General features: G+C 39.1%; 19 protein-coding genes, 1 tRNA gene and 1 pseudogene. 6 read left to right on the top strand and 15 right to left on the bottom strand.

Annotation, left to right across the window (positions count from 1 at the left end; all coding sequences use genetic code 11):
* Positions 1–77: 77 nt before the first annotated feature.
* From BLW93_RS09015 to BLW93_RS03055, 3 genes and pseudogenes are all read right to left on the bottom strand, one after another.
* A pseudogene (locus BLW93_RS09015) lies at positions 78–215 on the bottom strand (Sir2 family NAD-dependent protein deacetylase); the annotation flags it as partial.
* 60 nt (positions 216–275) lie between these two features.
* Positions 276–485 carry a hypothetical protein gene (locus BLW93_RS03070; RefSeq protein WP_144443991.1) on the bottom strand — a complete coding sequence of 70 codons (210 nt, stop codon included), beginning with the start codon at positions 483–485 and terminating at the stop codon, positions 276–278.
* An 834-nt stretch (positions 486–1,319) separates the two neighbouring features.
* Positions 1,320–1,406: transfer RNA gene (locus BLW93_RS03055), tRNA-Leu, on the bottom strand.
* A gap of 108 nt (positions 1,407–1,514) precedes the next feature.
* On the opposite strand from BLW93_RS03055, the gene BLW93_RS03050 reads away from it, so the two are divergent.
* From BLW93_RS03050 to BLW93_RS03035, 4 genes are all read left to right on the top strand, one after another.
* Positions 1,515–2,225: an MBL fold metallo-hydrolase gene (locus BLW93_RS03050; RefSeq protein ID WP_076712639.1), complete on the top strand. Its 711-nt coding sequence runs from the start codon at positions 1,515–1,517 to the stop codon at positions 2,223–2,225.
* A gap of 12 nt (positions 2,226–2,237) precedes the next feature.
* Positions 2,238–3,584, top strand: coding sequence for a signal recognition particle protein (gene ffh / locus BLW93_RS03045; protein WP_076712638.1), 1,347 nt, complete (start codon positions 2,238–2,240; stop codon positions 3,582–3,584).
* Positions 3,585–3,650: 66 nt separating this feature from the next.
* The gene (gene rpsP / locus BLW93_RS03040) at positions 3,651–3,881 is read left to right on the top strand and encodes a 30S ribosomal protein S16 (RefSeq protein WP_076712637.1); all 231 of its coding nucleotides are present in this window, start codon (positions 3,651–3,653) and stop codon (positions 3,879–3,881) included.
* 21 nt (positions 3,882–3,902) lie between these two features.
* A complete protein-coding gene (locus BLW93_RS03035; RefSeq protein ID WP_076712636.1) occupies positions 3,903–4,142 on the top strand; it encodes a KH domain-containing protein in 240 nt (79 codons plus the stop codon).
* Between the two features lie 102 nt (positions 4,143–4,244).
* Here the strand turns inward: BLW93_RS03035 and BLW93_RS03030 are convergent, their stop codons facing one another.
* Positions 4,245–6,971 (bottom strand): methyl-accepting chemotaxis protein, encoded by a 2,727-nt coding sequence (locus BLW93_RS03030; protein ID WP_076712635.1) that lies wholly within the window; start codon positions 6,969–6,971, stop codon positions 4,245–4,247.
* Between the two features lie 57 nt (positions 6,972–7,028).
* Positions 7,029–8,027: a DUF475 domain-containing protein gene (locus BLW93_RS03025; RefSeq protein ID WP_076712634.1), complete on the bottom strand. Its 999-nt coding sequence runs from the start codon at positions 8,025–8,027 to the stop codon at positions 7,029–7,031.
* A 144-nt stretch (positions 8,028–8,171) separates the two neighbouring features.
* Between BLW93_RS03025 and rd the strand changes: the two genes are divergently transcribed.
* Positions 8,172–8,342, top strand: a complete 171-nt coding sequence (gene rd / locus BLW93_RS03020; protein WP_076712633.1) for a rubredoxin — start codon at positions 8,172–8,174, stop codon at positions 8,340–8,342.
* Positions 8,339–9,316, top strand: a complete 978-nt coding sequence (locus BLW93_RS03015; RefSeq protein ID WP_076712632.1) for a glycosyltransferase family 9 protein — start codon at positions 8,339–8,341, stop codon at positions 9,314–9,316. Before rd ends, BLW93_RS03015 begins: the two co-directional genes overlap by 4 nt.
* A gap of 32 nt (positions 9,317–9,348) precedes the next feature.
* Here BLW93_RS03015 and BLW93_RS03010 read toward each other — a convergent pair whose 3' ends face one another.
* Genes BLW93_RS03010 through BLW93_RS02975 form a run of 10 tightly spaced genes read right to left on the bottom strand, consistent with a single transcriptional unit; the run spans position 9,349 to position 19,405 of the window.
* Positions 9,349–10,695 (bottom strand): sodium:proton antiporter, encoded by a 1,347-nt coding sequence (locus tag BLW93_RS03010; RefSeq protein WP_076712631.1) that lies wholly within the window; start codon positions 10,693–10,695, stop codon positions 9,349–9,351.
* Between the two features lie 57 nt (positions 10,696–10,752).
* Entirely contained in the window at positions 10,753–12,495 is a 1,743-nt protein-coding gene (locus BLW93_RS03005; RefSeq protein ID WP_216818654.1) for an ABC transporter substrate-binding protein, read from the bottom strand.
* A gap of 17 nt (positions 12,496–12,512) precedes the next feature.
* Entirely contained in the window at positions 12,513–12,683 is a 171-nt protein-coding gene (locus BLW93_RS08800; protein WP_158025372.1) for a hypothetical protein, read from the bottom strand.
* Between the two features lie 14 nt (positions 12,684–12,697).
* Positions 12,698–12,859 carry a hypothetical protein gene (locus BLW93_RS08895; RefSeq protein ID WP_173790644.1) on the bottom strand — a complete coding sequence of 54 codons (162 nt, stop codon included), beginning with the start codon at positions 12,857–12,859 and terminating at the stop codon, positions 12,698–12,700.
* Between the two features lie 23 nt (positions 12,860–12,882).
* Positions 12,883–15,411, bottom strand: coding sequence for a cytochrome c3 family protein (locus BLW93_RS03000; protein ID WP_076712630.1), 2,529 nt, complete (start codon positions 15,409–15,411; stop codon positions 12,883–12,885).
* On the bottom strand, positions 15,411–16,217 hold the full coding sequence (locus BLW93_RS02995) for an NHL repeat-containing protein (protein ID WP_076712629.1): 807 nt from the start codon (positions 16,215–16,217) through the stop codon (positions 15,411–15,413). The genes BLW93_RS03000 and BLW93_RS02995 overlap by 1 nt, the downstream gene beginning before the upstream one ends.
* A 4-nt stretch (positions 16,218–16,221) precedes the next feature.
* Positions 16,222–16,965 carry a hypothetical protein gene (locus tag BLW93_RS02990; protein ID WP_076712628.1) on the bottom strand — a complete coding sequence of 248 codons (744 nt, stop codon included), beginning with the start codon at positions 16,963–16,965 and terminating at the stop codon, positions 16,222–16,224.
* Complete coding sequence (locus BLW93_RS02985; RefSeq protein ID WP_076712627.1) at positions 16,965–17,888, bottom strand: formate dehydrogenase subunit gamma; 924 nt, start codon at positions 17,886–17,888, stop codon at positions 16,965–16,967. Before BLW93_RS02985 ends, BLW93_RS02990 begins: the two co-directional genes overlap by 1 nt.
* Before the next feature lies 1 nt (position 17,889).
* Positions 17,890–19,002 carry a hypothetical protein gene (locus BLW93_RS02980; RefSeq protein WP_076712626.1) on the bottom strand — a complete coding sequence of 371 codons (1,113 nt, stop codon included), beginning with the start codon at positions 19,000–19,002 and terminating at the stop codon, positions 17,890–17,892.
* Between the two features lie 37 nt (positions 19,003–19,039).
* Positions 19,040–19,405: a hypothetical protein gene (locus BLW93_RS02975; RefSeq protein ID WP_076712625.1), complete on the bottom strand. Its 366-nt coding sequence runs from the start codon at positions 19,403–19,405 to the stop codon at positions 19,040–19,042.
* Positions 19,406–19,500 lie beyond the last annotated feature (95 nt).

The raw sequence follows: 19,500 nt of genomic DNA, 5'->3' as shown, positions 1-19,500 counted from the left end.
TGAGGCTAAGGAAGAACTTCAGGATATGTTCTCCAGGAGGTACTCCTAATGGTTTACACAAAATTATTGACACAACCGGCAAGCTCAGACGGAGAATATTTGTTCCATAGACCATCTTTCCCCCTGAAGGTAGGAATTCCACTCTCGGCGCTTATTCCAGCACCTGTAAAAAAAACAATCTTCTTAGCGTTCTTTATCAGACGGCTCAGTTCCATTTTTATACCTTCCGACAAACCGTTTGGACTGTAAAATTTTAAAACTATCACCGTCCTTTTTCAAAAGAGCCTCATAAACAGCAGTATTCCCCAGAACATACCGCACCACAACCACATCCCCTCTCTATCTTCTTCGGCAACTATTTTGAGTTTACGCCCCATCAAAACAGTGCGATCAGCGCCTGCCATAAACCTTAAAGCTCCATAGATCAGGGAGACACGCAGGACAAATCCGAAAATAACAATAGAAACAATAAAAAGAAACAGCAATTTTCCGCTCTCCATCACTTTCCTTAAAAAGACAATGAGGAAAAATCCACGCCAAGAAAAGATAAAAGAGAGAACAAAAAGAGCAGCAACGATAAAAATGGAAAACAGCGAAACTTTAGAAGAAACAGCAGAAAAATCCCAACATCTAACAGCGTCAGAAAGTTTTTCTTTCTTTTTAAAAAGGTCAACACAGAATTTAAAAAAACTAAAAGCTGCTCCTGCTAAGAAGAAAAGGACTTTTGCAATTATGCAATTCTTTGAAACATTTTTTCATTTTCTTCTAACAAATTTTCCCAAGTCCCATATTTTATAAGGATAAATAAACTCTCTATTAAATAACCTAAAACATCATCAAGTGTGTGAGAAATCAAGAAAGCTGTATCTTCACAAGAAAGCATAAACTTATATAGAACCTCTGATTTGACAATTTCACAAGCAACACATGGAGTAGCTTAATAAACATTAAATATACTATCATCACAATCCTCAACATCAAGCCATATGTGTTCAAATCCCCTCTTCTGCCAATAACTAATACAATTTCTTATTATTTTTCTTTCAGTTTCGTCAGAAGGATCATAAACCATACACAGAAATTTCACCGTCAACATATATAAATCAATATTAAACCTATATACAGATTGGACACCCGAGATTAAATCTGCAAGTATAGATGCATCTTTCCCGCCTGAATACAACAAAAACACCTGCCTAATATTACGGGAAAGTAAAACAGAAACTATCTCTTCTCTTCCATCTTAATTTACCCCCTAAAGTGTTAGCTGTAATATTATATGAAATTATGAAACTCTCAGCAACATTTCAATCCATTAATGGTGCCCGGGGCGGGATTTGAACCCGCACGGTGTTGCCACCACAGGATCCTGAGTCCTGCGCGTCTGCCAATTCCGCCACCCGGGCAGAAGGAATATTTTATTATTGTTGATGAGATAAAAATATAAGAAAACTTCTCTTTCAAAGCAACCGGGCACGAATTATATATAATGGAACTCCACAGGGAGGTTAGAAATGACAGAGAAAATCGTTATCTTATACGACAACAGAGCTTTTAAAGAACTAACTCCAGACTGGGGATTTTCCGCCTTTATAGAGGGAGAAACCAACATCCTTTTTGATACCGGTGCGAAACCGGAAATACTTGAGAGAAACGCTGAAGCCCTTTCTATAAACCTTTCAGACATTGACGGTATATTCATTTCGCACAACCACTGGGACCACACCGGAGGACTTAAAACCGTTATGAAAAAGGTTTATCATGTTGACATTTTTGTTCCGGAAAGCGACGCAGAATTTTTCGAGGAAAAAGTGGGAGAAAGAGGAATCGTAATTCCGGTTGATGATCCAACAGTAATAGCTCCCGGAATTTTCTCAACAGGAATGATGCCCACCGGTATGAGAGACCCTGCCTTCGAACACTCTCTGGTAGCAAAAACGGAAAAAGGAAGCATTCTGGTAACAGGATGCTCCCATCCTGGAATAGAAAAAATAGCAGAAGAAGCTGTAAGACTTGCCGAGAGAAAACTATTCATGATAATAGGCGGATTCCACATGTATAAAAAAGAAGACACAAGCATTAAGAAAACAGCCGAAAAACTTTTAGACCTGACAGAATTTGTTGCACCCTGCCACTGTACCGGAGATAACGGAATAGAGGTTTTCAAAGAAGTATTTAAGGATAGATTTATTGATTGCAGGGCGGGGACTGAAATCGCTTTTTAAAACGGAGGAGAGATGTTTGACGCACTTGCGGAAAAGATACAGTCTGCAATTGGCAAAATAGCGAAAAAGGGGAGAATTGACGAGGAAACTCTAAATAAAGGACTGAGAGAGATAAAACTTGCGCTCCTTGAAGCAGATGTAAACTACAAGGTTGTATCTGACTTCATAAAGGATATAAAAGAAAAGGCTTTAGGCGCAAAGGTAACAAAAGGTGTAACTGCCGTTCAGCAGCTTGTTAAAATAGTTCACGACGAACTTGTAAAAACATTGGGTGAAAAAGCAGAACCTCTAAACTTAAAAAGCAAGCCTTCGGTAATCCTTCTTATAGGACTTCAGGGTTCAGGTAAAACCACAACATCTGCAAAACTTGCAAAACTGCTGAAAAAACAGGGCAAAAAGGTTCTCCTAACCTCTGTTGACATTTACAGACCGGCAGCCATGCTTCAGCTTAAAAAATTGGGTGAACAGATAAGTGTTCCTGTATTTCTTGAAGAGAACGAAAAAGATGCTGCAAAGATCGCGGAAGACGCTCTCAAAAAGGCAAAGAAAGAAGGATACGACGTTCTAATAGTTGACACGGCAGGAAGACTTCACATAGACGAAGAGATGCTAAAGGAGGCAAAAGAGATAAAAGAAAGAATCCATCCCGACGAAGTTCTCTTTGTCTCTGATGCCATGACAGGACAGGAAGCGGTAAACATAGCAAAAGCTTTTGATGAAAATGTCGGCATGACAGGTATCGTTCTTACAAAGCTTGATTCAGACGCACGGGGTGGTGTTGCACTTTCTGTAAAAGGTGTAACAGGCAAACCGATAAAATTTGCAGGTGTCGGCGAAAAAATAGACGATTTCGAACCGTTTTATCCCGACAGGGTAGCATCAAGAATCCTGGGCATGGGTGACGTTGTAAGCCTTGTCGAAAAGGCACAGGAAGTGATAGACGAAGAAGAAGCCCTATCCATGCAGGAAAAGCTCCTATCAGGAGAGTTTACACTTGAAGACTTTAAAAAACAGCTTGAAATGATACAGAGAATGGGACCTATAAAACAGCTTATAAAGATGATCCCGGGGCTTTCCAGCCAGAAAATGCTCAAGCAGCTTGACAAGGCAATAGACGACAAAAAGCTCAAAAGGATAGAAGCGATAATCAACTCAATGACACCAGAAGAGAGGCGAAACCATGCAATTATAAACGCCAGCAGAAAAAGAAGAATAGCGAGAGGAAGCGGCACAAGTGTAAAAGATGTTGATGCTCTTCTTAAACAATTTGCCCAGGCAAAAATGATGATGAAACAGATGAAAAAGATGCAGAAAAAGATGGCAAAAAAAGGTGGAAAATTCCCCTTCCCATTTATGTAAGGTTGTATTAAATTACGATTGGTATAAAATTACCTTTTACAAAACTGTCTTTAAGGAGGAGAGAAGTTGGTAAAGATAAGACTCAAGAAGATGGGAAGAAAAAAGCTTCCAATCTATAAAATTGTTGTTGCCGAGGGTATGTCAAAAAGAGACGGCAAAGCTGTTGACATTCTCGGAACTTATAATCCTAAATCAAAAGAACTTCAAATTGATATTGAAAAAGCAAAAGAATGGATTGCTAAAGGGGCTCAGCCAACTGAGAGAGTTGCTGCACTTCTCAAGCAAGCTATCCAGTAATACTGGAAATAGGAGGCGACCATGTCCGCAGTAAAAGAGTTAGTTGAATGCATCGTAAAAAAATTAGTTGACAACCCGGACGCCGTAAACGTAGTGGAAACAGAAGGAGAAAGAACTGTAATTATTGAACTGAAGGTTGACCCAAAAGACCTTGGAAAAGTAATCGGTAAACAGGGAAGAACAGCAAAAGCAATAAGGACATTAATCTCTTCAGTTGCTGCAAAGAGCGGTAAGAGAGCAGTCCTTGAAATAATAGAATAAAAGATCTTCCCGGTATTCTGCCGGGAAGACTTTCGTTTATCAAATTTTTCACAAATAAAGAAAGGGGAGTGCCCCCAAAAAATATGAACCAAACTTGTATTTCTATACTTTGAATCTGTTTAACTCTTCTTCAAGCTCTTTAATCTTCTCAGAAACTCTGCTGATATCTTCAACTACCTCTTTAAGGTCATCTACGTTTCTGGTTGCTATCTCTGCAACCTCTTTAACAGTTTTAGCAACTTCTTCTATTGACTCTGACTCGGATTTTGCTTCTTCCGAAACTTTAACAACTATCTTCTCCAGCTCCTCCATTGACTCTTTTATATTCTCAAATGCCCTTGAGACGTTATCTATAACCTTCTCTTTTATGTCTTTGTTTATGTTAGAGACCGTTGCCTTTATCTGATCCGTAGCTGAAACAACCTTCTGCGCCAACTTCCTAACCTCATCGGCAACAACTGCAAATCCCCTACCTGCTTCACCTGCTCTTGCAGCTTCAATGGCAGCATTAAGAGCAAGAAGGTTAGTCTGAGTTGCTATCTGGAAGATAATCTCAACAATAGAGCCAAGCTCTTTCGTCCTCTCATCAAGAAGCTTTTTAATCTCATCAATAATATCTTCAGCTTCATCAACAATCTGAAGATTCTTAGAAGACAATGAATTAAGCTCAAGAACCTCTCCTGCAAGTGCTTCTATATCTTTAGATGTCTTCTCTATGGACTTAGAAATCATATTGGTTTTATCTGTTTGATAAAGAATCTTTTTCATAACATCAGAAAGACTGTCAACCTTACTTTCAAGGAGAGAAACAGCATTTTTAAGCGTATCAATGGAAAGCCCTATAGATTTACCAAAAGATTCTATCCCCTTGTTAAACGAAATAGCTATCTCTTTAAGATCTCCTTTCAGTTCGTTCTCGTTCATTCTGACCATAAGATTACCGCTTGCAAGCTTACGGGTAGCAAGTAAAAGAGAATCCTTTATGGTCAAGAATGTATTTTGAATACCGACAAGAGCATCTCTTAATGTCTTTAGAGACTCTGGAAATTTAGAATCATCAAGTTTAATACTTAAATTACCGCTCTCAAGCTCGTTAACAAACCTGTTTATCTCTCTGATAATATTTCTCATAGTAAGAGCAAATGTATTAGCCGCCTCTCCAACCTTCCTCAAATCACCTTTAAACGCTTCAACATCTATCTCCTGCTGTATGTCAGCCTGTTCCATAATAGATGCAAGCATATCCATGGCTTTTTTAATATCGCAAGAAGCAAGATTGATATTCCTTATAATTGCTCTCAATTCCCCCGGAAGAAGCGTTTCATCATAGGTTTTAAACCTTGCTTCTGCAAGATCTTCAGCCATCTTATTCACAACATCAACAACCTTTTTAAAGTTATCCACTATCTCTGAAAGCCCGTGAACAATCTCTTTATATTTACCTTCAAACGCTTTTTCATTAACATTAACATCCAATCTTCCCTCAGAAAGGCTTTCTGTAACATGGTTCATTTCAGACATAAAAGCTTTCAATGTTTCAACTATTTTCTGAAGATTCTTTTCAAGTACTTTTAAATCTCCCTTAAAAACATTTTTACTCATTGAAATATCAAATTTACCTTTTGAAATCTTCTCGGAAACTTTATCAACTTCAGAAATAACACTTTTAAAAGTTCCTATCAAACCGTTAATCAACCGTTTCATCTCGGCAAATTCATCATTCCCGGAAACATCATCAAGAGACACTCTCAAATTTCCCCTGTTAATCGTTTCAAGTATCTCCTTTATTTCACCTGTTGAATTAACTATCTTTCTTCTCAAAACGCCGACAAATATCAAGACAAGGAGAAGACCTACAACAAGAGAGGAAGAAACAATCATTTCCTTTTTGGCTTCCAAAGTAAATTCAAACGTCCTCTTTTTTAAAAGACCTAAATATTCATCCTGAAACTTTTTCAAAACCTTCAGAAAATCGGTATAAATCTGAAATACCTGCAAAGGTTTATAAGCAGCAAGCTCCTGATATCTTTCTCCATTTATTATCTCTTTTATTTCTTTCACCTTTCCACATTCAGAAGTAGATTCAACAGCACGAAAGCGACTCTTCAACTCATTAAACGCAAGAGTGTTAACCACATCCCTCAAAACATTTTCGTTATCATTAACAGTATTGAAAAATGCCAGTAAAGCTTTAGGAACAGTAGCATTAGTCCCATGAGAATTCACATAAGAAGTAATACTTGAGGCAAGAGCCCTCTCAACACCAAACGTATCTTTATATTTCAGAAAAAGATTAAAAGCTACAAGATCTCTTTCAAAAACTGTATCTTTTAATTCCTTTTCCGCCAGCTTGTGAATATTGTTCATTACACCATCGATATATTCGGTATAGCTTGTCAAGATATCAATATTTGAAACATTGCCGTTATCAATTTCCTGTCTCAATCTCTTAAGTTCCGCTGTGGAAATATCATGAATATCATCAGGAGAAAGATAATGAGAAACAACATAGCGAAAATCAGCAATATCTTTATCCACCTTTTCCCGTTGAGCTAAAAGCTTTGTATAGACAGGAGAGGATTTATCTCTACTTTGAGTAACAAAAGTTGTTGACAAACCTCTTTCAACAGCAAGATCATGGGCAAGCTTCGCAACTGCTTCAACCAGCGGAAAATGTTTTTCCATTATTCTAGCAGGAGTATAAATCTTTCTGTAAACCTCTCTTGCCTGTCTGCCAAGAACCACAACAGCCGCAAGTATTGGAATAAAAACAACAACAAGGATCTGCCTGCTCACCTTTTCCATACCAAGTTTTTTAAGAAAGCCCATTGACCATCCCCCAAAAATATAAACTTTTTCTTATTATCGGTATCTTCAATAATTTTATTATAGCAGTTGACCACTCCTTCTAAGAGAAGAATAAAGGGACGAAAGGATAAACACCAGTGCCGTCAGACTGATAACGGCTTCAGGAATGGAAAAGAAAAGTTCAAGTAGCATCATTATTCCCAAACCACCAATTCCCCAATGTGCCCCATGCTCAAGGTAAGGTAGATGCTGCAATTTACCAGTATCCACAAAATAAACTGTAAGAGAACGTAAAATAAAAGCACCAACAGAAAGGCCGAGAGTTATAATTATAAGATTCTGGCTTATAGCAAATGCACCAACCGTCCCATCAAGTGAACAGGAAGCATCTAAAAGCTCCAGGTAGAGAAAACTGGCCCAACCGCTGTCACCAGAAAAATAGTTTTTCTCTTTAAAATACTCAATCGCATTTTTTATAAAGTGGACTAACTCAAAAAGTAGAATACCCAATATCATGGCAAGGGTAATGTTTTCCTGCTGTTTAAGCAACCCTATAACAAAGACAATTGCAAGAGCCAGAATAAGTTTTATTTCTCCTAACCTGGCGATTTTTGAAGCACCTTCCTCAAAAAATCTTATCCAGTGAAGATTTTTCCCCGCATCAAACAACCAGTTTATAAAAACCATAAGGAGAAAAGAACCACCAAAGGCAAGTATCAGCGGTTCAGCATGTTCAAGATGTTCCGCATAAACAGAAGGATGTTTAAACGCAATACCTATCGTTTCTTTGAAAGAAAGTCCGGAAGTAACCGAAACAATTAAAACAGGAAACAAAAACCTCATACCGAATACTGCCGTAAGTATCCCCCACGTAATAAATCTTTTACGCCACTTGGGCGTCATGGTTGTCAATACAAGGGCATTCATAACAGCATTATCAAAAGATAGTGAAACTTCAAGAAAAGAAAGCAAAGTCCCTTCCAGAACCCCTTTTATCCCCATATATGCAAACTCGATGATCCAGCTTATAACAAAGATAACTCCAAACTCTACAAGCAACTTTTTAAACTTATCCATAACTCCTACCCTATAAGAGATATTCTATGATAACACAAACAGAAAGCAAATCAGGATACTCTCAAAATTGCAAAAGAATAAGATTTCCTTTTCATACAAAAACTATGTGCTATAATGGTAAGAAACCAATAAAAGGGGAACAAGATGGCTACAAAATGGAGATGTACCGTTTGCGGTTACATTTATGATCCTGAAAACGGTGACCCTGAAAACAATGTCTCTCCAGGAACACCGTTTGAAGCAATTCCAGATGAATGGGTATGTCCGATATGCGGTGCGTCAAAAGACAAGTTTGAGCCGTTAGAGGAAGAATGAGAGTATTAATTATAAGACTCTCGTCAATAGGCGATGTAATACTGGTATCTTCAGTGTTTAACGCTCTGAAGAAGGCAGATGTGGAGATAGATATTCTAACCGATAAATCAATAGCATCTATCTTCGTACCGGATCACAGAATAAAAAAGGTAATGGGTGTAAATAAAAAGAAACTTTCTTTTTACGCAATAAAGGAACTGGCAGACACTCTCAAAAAAGAAAACTATGACTACGTTATCGATCTTCACAACATATTGAAAACCAAACTCCTTACAAAATTCTTACCTTTTAAAACGGTTAAATACAACAAACAATCGATATGGAGAAGAGAAGTTATATTCTTCAAATTCCTGAAACGAAAAAAACAGCTTTATGTTCCTGAACTTTACGCAAAGGCTGTGAGAAAAATCGGTATAGAAGTTTCCAAAAATCCGACACCTGACATATTTATTCCAGAAGAAACAGAAAAGCATATATCTCGCTTACTTCCCCACAAGAAATTCGTCGTCATCGCTCCAGGAGCAAGATGGAAAGGAAAAGCCTATCCGATAAGAAAATACAAAAAAATCGCCCAGATTTTGAGAAGAATAGGATACGAAGTCGTAACAGTTGGTGGGAAAGCAGACGTAGAAGCGGGGATGGAAATAACTGGTGCTTACAATCTGAATTTTTGCGGAAGACTCTCTCTTCTTGAATCCATGGCTGTTATTAAAAAAGCAAATTTCGTAATATCAAACGACTCCTCTGCTGTTCATATGGCAAGAGCAGTAAAGACAAAAGTAGCAGTTATTTACGGTGCAACGCACCCCTGCTTCGGGTTTGCACCACTTGAATCAGAAGGCACGGTTATAAAAAAAGAACTTCCGTGTAACCCCTGCTCTATCCACGGAAAGGTGAGATGTGAACATCTAAAATGTCTTGACATTTCTCCGAAAGAAGTTGTCACAAAAGCTCTCCAAATGACGTCGCAATAATAAAAGGGCGGCAAACAACCACCCAAAGATTTTTATCTAAAAAAGATAATCGTAAGAATCACAAACGTTGTAACCAAAACCGGAATTGAATACTTAACGATATAACCGAAAAATGAGGGCATTTCAACACCCTGTTCCCTTGCGATAGAAGCAACCATAAAGTTTGGCGCATTCCCGATATAGGTAATCGCACCAAAGAAAACAGCACCGGCGGATATAGCCTCAAGGTAAATCGAATGAGTGGCTATCAACTTATGAACAGCAATTTTAACAGGAACACCCGGATAAAACTTTCCAAGAGCTGTCATTAAAAATGTCAAATATGTAGGTGCGTTATCAAGAAATGAAGAGAGTGTTCCCGTAGCCCAGAAATAGTGATAAGGTTCAGAGAGCATATGAATCAACCCACCCGCAGGACCGTGTTCACCAGCCTCAAGAATTTTTAAACACGGAATCATAGCAATAAAAATACCTATAAAGAGAATAGCAACCTCTTTTATAGGAAACCAGGTAAACTCGTTCTTTTCTCTCACCATTGGAGGTGTCAAAAGAATTGAAAGAACTGTCAGAACAAGAAGGAAAATGTCTCTCAAAACATCCTGAAGGTAAAGATGAACACCCAGAACATTAATCTTAGGAAGATGAACAATACCACTTAAAAGAACAGCAACAAGAACACCAAGAAGGAAAAGAAAATTTATTGAACCTAAAATTTCAAACTTCTCATCACCTATTGGAATCGTGGATTTATCCTCTTTCGCATAATAATAAGAATCTATGGCAAAGAATATCCCAAGGACGATAACAACTGCCGTCATCCATATAGGAATAAGCCTCAATGTAAAGAAAAATGGCACGCCCTTTAAGAAACCTAAAAACAGAGGAGGATCTCCAAGCGGCGTTAATGCACCGCCTATATTGGCAACAAGAAAAATAAAGAAAACAATTACAAATGTTTTATACTTTCTCCATCTGTTAGCTCTTATCAAAGGACGAACAAGAAGCATTGCAGCACCAGTCGTTCCCATAAACGACGCAAGCATTGCACCTATAAAAAGGAGTACTGTATTAAAAATAGGTTTTCCAACAAAAGAACCCTTTATATAGATACCTCCTGCAATCGTATAAAGGGCTCCAAGAAGAACAAGAAACGGAATATATTCAACCAGAATTGTGTGCAAAATATCATGAACCGCAGTACCGCCATACATAGCGATAAAAGGTATCGCACACGCAACAGCCCAAAAAGCTGAAACCTTACCAAAATGTTTGTGCCAGAAATGAGGAGCCATAAGAGGCAAAACAGCAATAGAAAGAAGAATTCCGGCAAAAGGTATGGTCAACCATAGAGGCATATGCGCTCCTATCTCTTCAACCATAAGTTCCTCCCTCGGGACTAAATTGTTCCTTTTTTAGTTACAGCAGAAAAAATTATATCACTCTTTTATGAAGATTTTTTCTGGCTTATAGATTCCCCATATAGTCGGAAAATAATTTTTAACCCTGTCCCTTGCAGCTTCAAGAACAATAGGAGCAGCTATATAAATAACCGGTTGCTGCCGGCATATTATTCTGTAAACTTCCTTATAAATTTTCACCCTCTTTTTAAAATCAAGCTCTTTCACACCTTCGTCAAAAAGTCTATCAACTTCAGCTTCCCATTTTGTTGCAGGCTTTTTCTGTCCCGGATTCCACAGATGGAGCTGACCTGAACTTTTCCAGACATTTTTACCACCGTTTGGATCCATCGAACCTGTAAGTCCTATAATAACGGCATCAAAATCATGAGTGTTAAGAAGCTTATCAACAAGGTTGTTAAAATCAAGAGGCTGAAAGTGAACATCTATACCAAGCCTTTTAAAATCAAACTTTAAAATCGTTCCTATCCGAACCCTTGCAGGATTGTTGGAATTTGTAAGGAGATTAAATTCCACTTTATGACCGTCAGGCGTTTCAAGCCATCCGTCTCCGTTTCTATCTTTCAACCCCAAACTCTCCAGCAGCTTCTTCGCCTTTTTCAGATCATAAGGGAATTTTGGAGCATTTTTATCGTAATAGAGAGTGTTGGCCGGCGTAACCGGTGTATAGACAGGAAAACCAAGACCGTTATAAACTGTTAGGACTATACCCTTTCTGTCAACAGCATGAGAAATGGCTCTTCTAAAAGTTGCGTTTGAAAAAAGCTTCCACTTCCAGTCGGGAATTGCTCTCTTTTTCTCATTAAAACACAAGAAATCTGCCGTTAAAGAAGGACCTAAATTATATATGGTAAAATTTTTATATTTTTCTTCCTTTTTCAAAGAAGGAAAATCATCTCCCGAAAGGCCATAAAAGTCTATTTCACCATTTTTAAATTTTAAAAGCTCCGTATCTTTTTGTGGAAGAATATATGTAACCTTCTTTTCCACATAAGGCAGTTTACTACCATAACTATCCTTCATGTAATAGTAGGGATTTCTCTCGTAAACGAGATATTGCCCAGGAACATACTTAACAAGCTTATAAGGTCCTGTTCCTATAAGCTTTTCAGGTGGTGTTGATATCGTCCAGATATTTTTAAAGCTTCCATCCTTTACAGATTTTTCAAGAGCATGCTTCGGAAAAATAGCAGCCGAAAGTGAGTAAAGAAGAGGAGCAAAAGGTTCGGGCAAAATAAATTCAACCGTATAATTGTCAAGTTTTTTAACCTCTGGAAGTTTACCGTCGATTTCAAACATATCCTTCACAGAATTGGGATAACGGTGATTAAAGTAGATATCTTTGTAAGTAAAAACAACATCGTCAGCCGTAAAAGGTTTGCCGTCAAACCACCTAACATTTTTCCTTAAATGAAATATCCACCTCGTACCTTTGGCTTTGAATTCCCACGAAACTGCAAGCCTACCTGTAGGTTTTAATGTTTTAATGTCAACATCAGTAAGACCTTCAAAAAGTCCACCAACAGCACCTGTTGAAGATGTCTCATGGGCAAAAACAAGGTTAAAAGTTTTTGGATCAGACGATGAAGAATCGTAAAGAACTCCCCCATAGATACCTTTTTGAAAATGAACTTTTGAGGGGTTTACTCTCTTCCCGAGAGTACTATTACCAACAGGTTCTCCAACAGGTTCATAACATGAAAAAAAGAAAAAGGGCAGAAGTACCAAAAGCACCCTGCCCTTTGAGCTTATCAGTCTCAAAAATGATCTCCAACAAATTAATGTCCACCGCCAAAGAAAAGATGGAAGAGATGAAATCCCTGCTTCACACAATTTATTGAAACCATACCTACCGTAAGTATAGCAACTAAAAGTTCAAACGCAGATATCCAGCTTTTAAAGAAATTTATTTTTTCCATTTTTTCATGAAATTCTCCGCTATGAGCCATCTCTCACCTCCCGATTATAACCACATAAAGAATGATTGAGCATACCAGTGAACAAATTTAACAAACCAAATAAGTATCCATGGAAGGAAAAGAATAATAAATACAGCTGCCAAAACTATCCATGCTTTCTTCCATGAATATCTTTCAAACTCTTCTCTTGTCATCTCCTTAGCCATCTGCAGCTTCCTCCTGAGTTAATTTACTTATAGCTTGATGTGGACTGTCTAACCTCTTTTTTATGATACCACATGTATCTAATAAGAGCTTCATCACCGTGGCAATCAACACAGGTGCTTCCGGCAACAGTTTTATTTCTCAAGAAGTAAGTTTTACCGTGAATGTGAGCATCGTGACATGTTTCACAGGCAATCGCTCCACCTCTTTTAAATTCAGAACCATCTTCTGCAAAAATAGGCCATACACCTTTTCTGCCAGGCCTATCCTGAGCAACGATATCAAAGTCGGCTCTTGGATGGAAATAATATTTAACCGTAGCATTTTCTGCTATGCCGCCTTTGCTGTGACAGGTGAGACAGTAGGAAGAAGCCCTGTCAACCGCTTCTCCGTTTGGATATGTAAAGTGCTTAATATCCATCTTCCAGAGGAAAGCACTTTTAGCCTGGTGAGGAACGTGACATGTAGAACACATCTGTCCATTAATGTCATGACCGGTTCCTTTAATAGAAGCTTCTGCCTTGTGACAAGAAATACACAACTTACTTCCATTATTCGTAACTCTAAGGAACGGTTTAGCTGCAGCACTTCCGTGTGGATCGTGACAGCTCGCACAGTCAACAACTCCCTCTCCGGGAAGTCCCGTCTTTTGATTAATAGCCGGAACAACTTCTGAATCAACTTTTCCGCCGAGTGGATGAGTAATCTTACCGGTCGTGAGATTTGCAGCCATTTCACCCGGAGCGTGACAGGAACTACACTGTTTTTCGTTAACCGTTTTTCCTTCTCCGAGTTCCCTGCTCCAGAGTGTAGGCCCCTTAGGATTGTGAGGCGTATGACATGCAGAACACTGCCCGTTCTTTTCAATATTTCCGTCTTTTGCAACAAGATAGTGAGCTGTTCCTTTAAGATTCTTACTTCTATGACATTCCAAACAGAGAGATGAATCACCTTCAACCGGCTTAACAAGCGCATAAGGATTGGCATTGTGAGGATTATGGCAGCTTGAACATGTCACGACACTTCCATCTTTCATTCTGACATCAATCGGGTGATCCTTAAATTTACCTGCCATAACCTTGGCTTTCGCTACGCCGCCTTTTCCGTGACAGGCCATACAGAAGGAAGAAACGTTATCAAGCCCCTCTCCACCTTTAATACCTTTAAGGTATGCACCAACTGCCTTGTGCGGAACGTGACATGCAGCACAATTTCCAGCATTCTTCGATGTCTCTCCGAGAACATTTTTAACATTAATTGCTGCATGAACTCCCTTTTTACATGCACAATTTCCTGGATGACATCTCCCACACAGATCTTTTTCAGGAACTCTAAGGAAACTTCCGTTAGGCCTGTCGGATTCAGGAGCACCAACTACACTCCATTTATGTGGATTGTGACAGGTAACACAGGCAACTTTTCCATTTTTAAGAGGTAGAGACTTAAATTTCGTCTCAACATTTGTCGGGTGAGAAATCGTTCCTATATCAGGAGCTTCACCACCCGGATAGTGGCATGAAATACACATCTTATCTTCGTTAGAAGCATTCAGATATACAGCATAAGCTTCGGCTTTGTCGTTAAGCTTTCTACCCCAAAGATTTGGGCCAACAGCTTTATGAGCCGTGTGACATTCAAGGCAGGCATCTTTATCAGCAAATCCGTGCTTCGAATGAAGAGCTGTCTTTTCGGAAACGTGACAAGCGATGCAGAGAGCTTTTGGAGATTCAGCAAGAAGTTTAGTCTCTTTAGAATGGTGAACTTTATGGCATGTATAACATTCTACCTTATCTTCACTTCCGAACTTCAAGCCTGTTTCTGCAGGTTTAACACCAAGAGAATTCACAGCAACAAGGATCGGGTGAGACATATTGTTCTTGTGTTCGGGAGAGTTCAATTCTTCCGTGTGACATACGGAACAGAGCTGAGAATTTTTATTTGAAACAATAAGAGCATGTTCTCCCTGTCCTTTATGGGCAGCATGGCATGATTGGCAGGTAACCTCTCCGTCCTTGCCAACTTTACCGTGTAAAGACTCTATTTTAGCTATTACAAATGAAGACATCTTCCCAGCAGTATCGGCAAGAATAGGGTGATTACCGTGTCCCGCGTTATTCTTATGACACTCTATACACATACTTGAATCAGTATTTTTAAATCTCATAAATGTATAGTCCAGCTTGTCCTGGCTGCCCACCTCTGAGTGAGGCGTATGGCAGGTTCCGCAGAAGAGTTTTCCGTTATGAAGCGGAAACTTTTTGGGAATTTCCATATCGGCAGGAACTTTAACATCAACAGGGTGAGAATGCTTACCAAAATTCAAAAATGTTAATCTGTCATCTGCCATAGAACCGTCATGGCAGGTTAAACACATTATCGTATCCCCTGCGGTTAAAGTCCTATCGGTAAGAAGCTTAGGAGAACTTACCTTAGCTTCCAGCAGCCAGTTCTGGTGACAAACCAGACAGTCTTTCTTCATGCTTTTCTCAAGTTTTGCATGAGAAACTGTTGGTATCGCAACCACTGATAGAAGAATAGCTAAGGTCTTCCTCATTATTTAACCCCTTGTACGTTAAATGTAAGTATCTTGTTTTTCAGAGGCTCCAGAACGTAAAGAGTACCTGCATCGTAAGCAATAGAGATTGGATATTGAAGTCCTTTAGCAACAACACCGTCAAAAGCTCCATATGGATTAAAAAGCTGAACAGCACCGTTAACAACATCAGAAACGGCAACTTCTCCGTTAAATACAGCTATACCTTTTGGCCTATATAGATCTCCTTCTTCAACACCAAAGTCACCGAATGTCCTTACAAAGTTTCCATCTTTATCAAAAACTTCTACCCTTGCGTTGATGGAATCTACAACATAAACATCTTTTCCGTCAGTAGCCAGCATAAACGGAGAAACAAAGTCTCCTGGAACAGAACCTTTTTCACCTATACTCTTAATCAACTTTCCGGTTTTAAGAGAAACAACCTTTACACAGTTATTTTTTGCATCCGTAACCCACAGATTATCCCCAAGCTTGACAACATCAACAAGCCTTCCTGAAACATCTATGGTTTTTTTAAGTTCCCCATCTTTTGAAAAAACAAAAACTTTGCCCGACTGTGAAGCAACATAGATATTGTCAGCATCCACATAAATACCGTAAGGATTATCAGCCTTTATCGTGCTTAATTTCTTGCCTTCTTTGGAAAGGACAACTATCCTTCCGTTAAGTCCGTCAACCACATAAATTCTGTTTGACGAAACAGCTATATCAGACGGAAACTTAAAGTTCCCGCTGATTTCACCGGCAAAAGACGGAACGGTAAAAGAAACAATTGTAAACAACACTGCTATTAAAAATCTCATCGCTTTACCTCTTCCAGATGAAGTTTGGGAAGTAAATCTTTCCGTCCTTAAGCAATCCTTTCACAACTTCATTGTTTTCGATCTCATTTATTCTCTCTTGAGAGAAACCTAGTCCTACAAGGTTAAGAGGATTATTTCCTTCATGGCAATCAGCACACGTATAAGGCTTTTTAGCAAGATTGTTATAAATCTTTGAAACCGCTGCCGCATCATGAAGAAGCCCTTCATTACCTTTTAGAGGAATATCAATCGGTTTTCCGTTAACAAGAGGAGTTATCCTTGCATCACTGTCAAGACCGGAAAGAGCAACTCTATCACCAGCCTTAACGTATCTAACTCCATACATGTCTTCGGTGTCTTTTACTATTTTCATTTTTCCATCTTTGGCTATTTCAACCCATGCATAAGTAAGCCCTGCTTCCTTATAGTGACACACGGTACAGCTCATAAATGTTGAGTGAGCATTATAGAAAGGTGACAACGTCTCATCTTTAGTATGAGCCGCATATGAATGGCAAGCCACACATATATCCCTTACAGGATACTCATAACCGTTAGGAGCGTGAAACGGCTGCGGATATTCTGTTTCCTTTGGAAACTGCGGTTTTTCTTTTAGCTGCTCCTCTATCTTCTTTTCCCATCCAGAAATATCAGGGGATGGATTTCCCTTTAAAAGAGGACTGATAACTCCTCCTGCAAAAGCTGTAACAGGAAAACTAAGTGCTATCGCAAAAACAAGTTTTCTCATTATGCTGCCTCCTCGCTAAGTTCCTTTTCAAGAAGGTGATGTGCATATTCATGAATTCTTGCAACAATCTCCTCGTTTGGCAGGTTCTCTATAGATTTAACAAACTCATATCTCTCTTTTAAAGCAGGATACTTTTCAAGAAGCTCGGGCTCATGCTCGGCTGTCCTCTTAATAATTCTTCTCCATGAACGAGGTCTCTCTTCCATCCATTCAAGTTCAGGAGAAATACCTGTAAGCCATATCCAATCCATCGGGAATTTGTGTGGACTATAGTGGGTCATGTAAAGGTGAACAAGAGCAATCCATCCAACGGCAACCATACCTTCATCTGCATGAGCAATAAGAGCTATCTGTATTGATACAGGTGGAAGATGTAAGAATCCTGTAAATACTTCTGGAAGCCAGAGAATCCAGCCAGTAATACCAATTGCAATCATACCCCAGCCAACTGCAAAAAAATCAAACTTATCAACCCACATATACTCGTCATAATCTGGCGGGGATTTTCTAAAACCAAGAAGATATTTAAAATACTGTACTGCCGCTACATCTGTAGGACCTGGAAGAAGCCTATAAGTGTCCCAGAAACCATACTTTTTAACCCTATCCCTGTTGGCTATCATGAACATTATGCAATAGAAAACAACAAATAGGAAGTCAAAAAACATTACGGCACCTTCAACCCTGTGAATGGTCATAAGACCATTTATTCCTCCAAGAGCTTTCACAATATATTTTGCCCACGGCGTATTCCAGTATTTAAGAGGGAAACCTGTTATAACCTGCATAATCATCGTCATAATACCGACATGCATAAGAGACTGCATTACTGTCCACTTTTCAATGAAAAACTTATCACCGTCCACAATAATAAGTTTCTCATAATCCTCTCTCATTCTAAATTTTCTTTTAAGCCATCCCATATTACTTCCTCCTCACAAATTTGAGGGTATCAAGAATAACAACTATTGCTGCAAAGAGAATAACTGAAGCAGCCATCCAGAACATTCCTTCCTCAACACCCCATGCTATCGTCTGAGAAAGGTCCTCACCAAGCACAGGGTCAACGTGAACCCACTTGGTCTCGGCAAAGTTTTTCATGTGATACTTAGGAGCAAGCGGGTGACATTCTGTTGAACGACCACATGTCTGCTCAATGTTTCTCGGATTGATAGAAGATCTCGGATCGTCTTTATGGAAGATATCGTGGAAATTACCATCTTTATTCGTGTGACAGTCTAAACAGTCAGCCGCTCTTGTATCTGATCTATCAAGGTATAACATCTTTGAGTGCATTGTTTTTTCGTAAGATTCAACAGCTTCAAGTATCCTTTGTTTTAAATACTTGTTATGAATACCTTCAATTTTTATAGCTTCTTCCATCTTCTTCTTATCTTCATGACAGCTTGCACAAAGCTCAACGATTTGCCATCCATCTCTTCTTGTTTTAATAAACTGGAAAACATAGCCGTTTTTAATTTCGGGAATATCCATTCTGCTTGCAACGTGAGCAAGCCTGTCAGCAGACCACTCTTTATTGTTGTGACAGAGGTAACACCTATCAAAACTTCCCTCAAGAGTCTCAAACTTTTTAATGTCAACAAGAAGTCTGTTTGTATGGCAGTATTGACAGTTAGGATAAAGATCAGGTGCCTTCTTATAATTTTTACCGTGCACACTCTCTTCCCATGTTTTATAAACAGCTGCATGGGAAAACGGCCTTTTTGTTGCCGGATCAATCACGTGACACTTTGCCGCACAGTTTACTTCTCTTACAACTGCTCTGTTGTGTGGGTAAGATGTTGCTTTCGTGTGACATTCAGTACAGTGGATGTTCCTGTGGACCGAGTGAAGATATTTCGCATCGTTGATGCTACAGTCCTTAATTACCTTTTCGCCTTTGCTGTTATCCTCTACAACCATCAGCCCTTTAAGCCTGTGACAGTAGAGACATCCGTCGTCTCCTATGTTCACATTAGCACGGGCCGTTCCACAGAGGGTAAGCACTCCCAATAAGAACATTATAAAAGCTCTCACTCCAGACCCCCTACACTATAAGTTTCTTGTTCCTTACTCATTGCTTAACTCCTTGTGTATGACAAGCCTTACAACTTGCCACTCCTGGCTTTAAAAACTTCTGAGAAACAACCTTCGCCCTTTTAACATCAGGAATGTGCATCTCCACGTTAAAATGATGGCAGGGCAGGCAACCATACTTTTTGATAATAACCATGTGATCCTTGTGCCTGAATTTTGAAAGTGTAAGTTCTTCCTCAGGCACAGTTACCTTAGGTTTAATTTCTGCTTCCACCTTTTTCTCAGGCTTCACTTCCTGAGTTTTGTTTTCCACGGTAGGCTTCTCCACGGCAGGTTTCGTTTGAACCGTGCCGCATGAAGCAGCAAAAAGAACCATGGCTGATAGAAACAATACCTTTTTCATCTCCACCCATCCTTGTGTTCTATTGTTTTTATGTAAAAAGCTTTCGGAAGCTTGTCCCCTTTTTCCACCACTATCAATATTCTAACCTCCTATCC

This window comes from Desulfurobacterium indicum, from assembly GCF_001968985.1.
In the GTDB taxonomy this organism is placed as follows: Bacteria; Aquificota; Aquificia; order Desulfurobacteriales; family Desulfurobacteriaceae; genus Desulfurobacterium_A; species Desulfurobacterium_A indicum.
Note: the sequence above shows the minus strand (reverse complement) of the source record. Positions and strands in the feature narration are given on the sequence as shown.

Bases quoted from the DNA above. Each gene is read 5' to 3' on its own strand.
- BLW93_RS02995 (WP_076712629.1), bottom strand. From the start codon at position 16,217: ATGAGATTTTTAATAGCAGTGTTGTTTACAATTGTTTCTTTTACCGTT.
- BLW93_RS08895 (WP_173790644.1), bottom strand. From the start codon at position 12,859: ATGGCTAAGGAGATGACAAGAGAAGAGTTTGAAAGATATTCATGGAAG.
- BLW93_RS02985 (WP_076712627.1), bottom strand. From the start codon at position 17,888: ATGGGATGGCTTAAAAGAAAATTTAGAATGAGAGAGGATTATGAGAAA.
- BLW93_RS02975 (WP_076712625.1), bottom strand. From the start codon at position 19,405: ATGAAAAAGGTATTGTTTCTATCAGCCATGGTTCTTTTTGCTGCTTCA.
- rd (WP_076712633.1), top strand. From the start codon at position 8,172: ATGGCTACAAAATGGAGATGTACCGTTTGCGGTTACATTTATGATCCT.
- BLW93_RS03015 (WP_076712632.1), top strand. From the start codon at position 8,339: ATGAGAGTATTAATTATAAGACTCTCGTCAATAGGCGATGTAATACTG.
- BLW93_RS03010 (WP_076712631.1), bottom strand. From the start codon at position 10,695: ATGGTTGAAGAGATAGGAGCGCATATGCCTCTATGGTTGACCATACCT.
- BLW93_RS03030 (WP_076712635.1), bottom strand. From the start codon at position 6,971: ATGGGCTTTCTTAAAAAACTTGGTATGGAAAAGGTGAGCAGGCAGATC.
- ffh (WP_076712638.1), top strand. From the start codon at position 2,238: ATGTTTGACGCACTTGCGGAAAAGATACAGTCTGCAATTGGCAAAATA.
- BLW93_RS02990 (WP_076712628.1), bottom strand. From the start codon at position 16,965: ATGAGAAAACTTGTTTTTGCGATAGCACTTAGTTTTCCTGTTACAGCT.
- BLW93_RS03035 (WP_076712636.1), top strand. From the start codon at position 3,903: ATGTCCGCAGTAAAAGAGTTAGTTGAATGCATCGTAAAAAAATTAGTT.
- BLW93_RS03050 (WP_076712639.1), top strand. From the start codon at position 1,515: ATGACAGAGAAAATCGTTATCTTATACGACAACAGAGCTTTTAAAGAA.
- BLW93_RS03025 (WP_076712634.1), bottom strand. From the start codon at position 8,027: ATGGATAAGTTTAAAAAGTTGCTTGTAGAGTTTGGAGTTATCTTTGTT.
- BLW93_RS08800 (WP_158025372.1), bottom strand. From the start codon at position 12,683: ATGGCTCATAGCGGAGAATTTCATGAAAAAATGGAAAAAATAAATTTC.
- BLW93_RS03000 (WP_076712630.1), bottom strand. From the start codon at position 15,411: ATGAGGAAGACCTTAGCTATTCTTCTATCAGTGGTTGCGATACCAACA.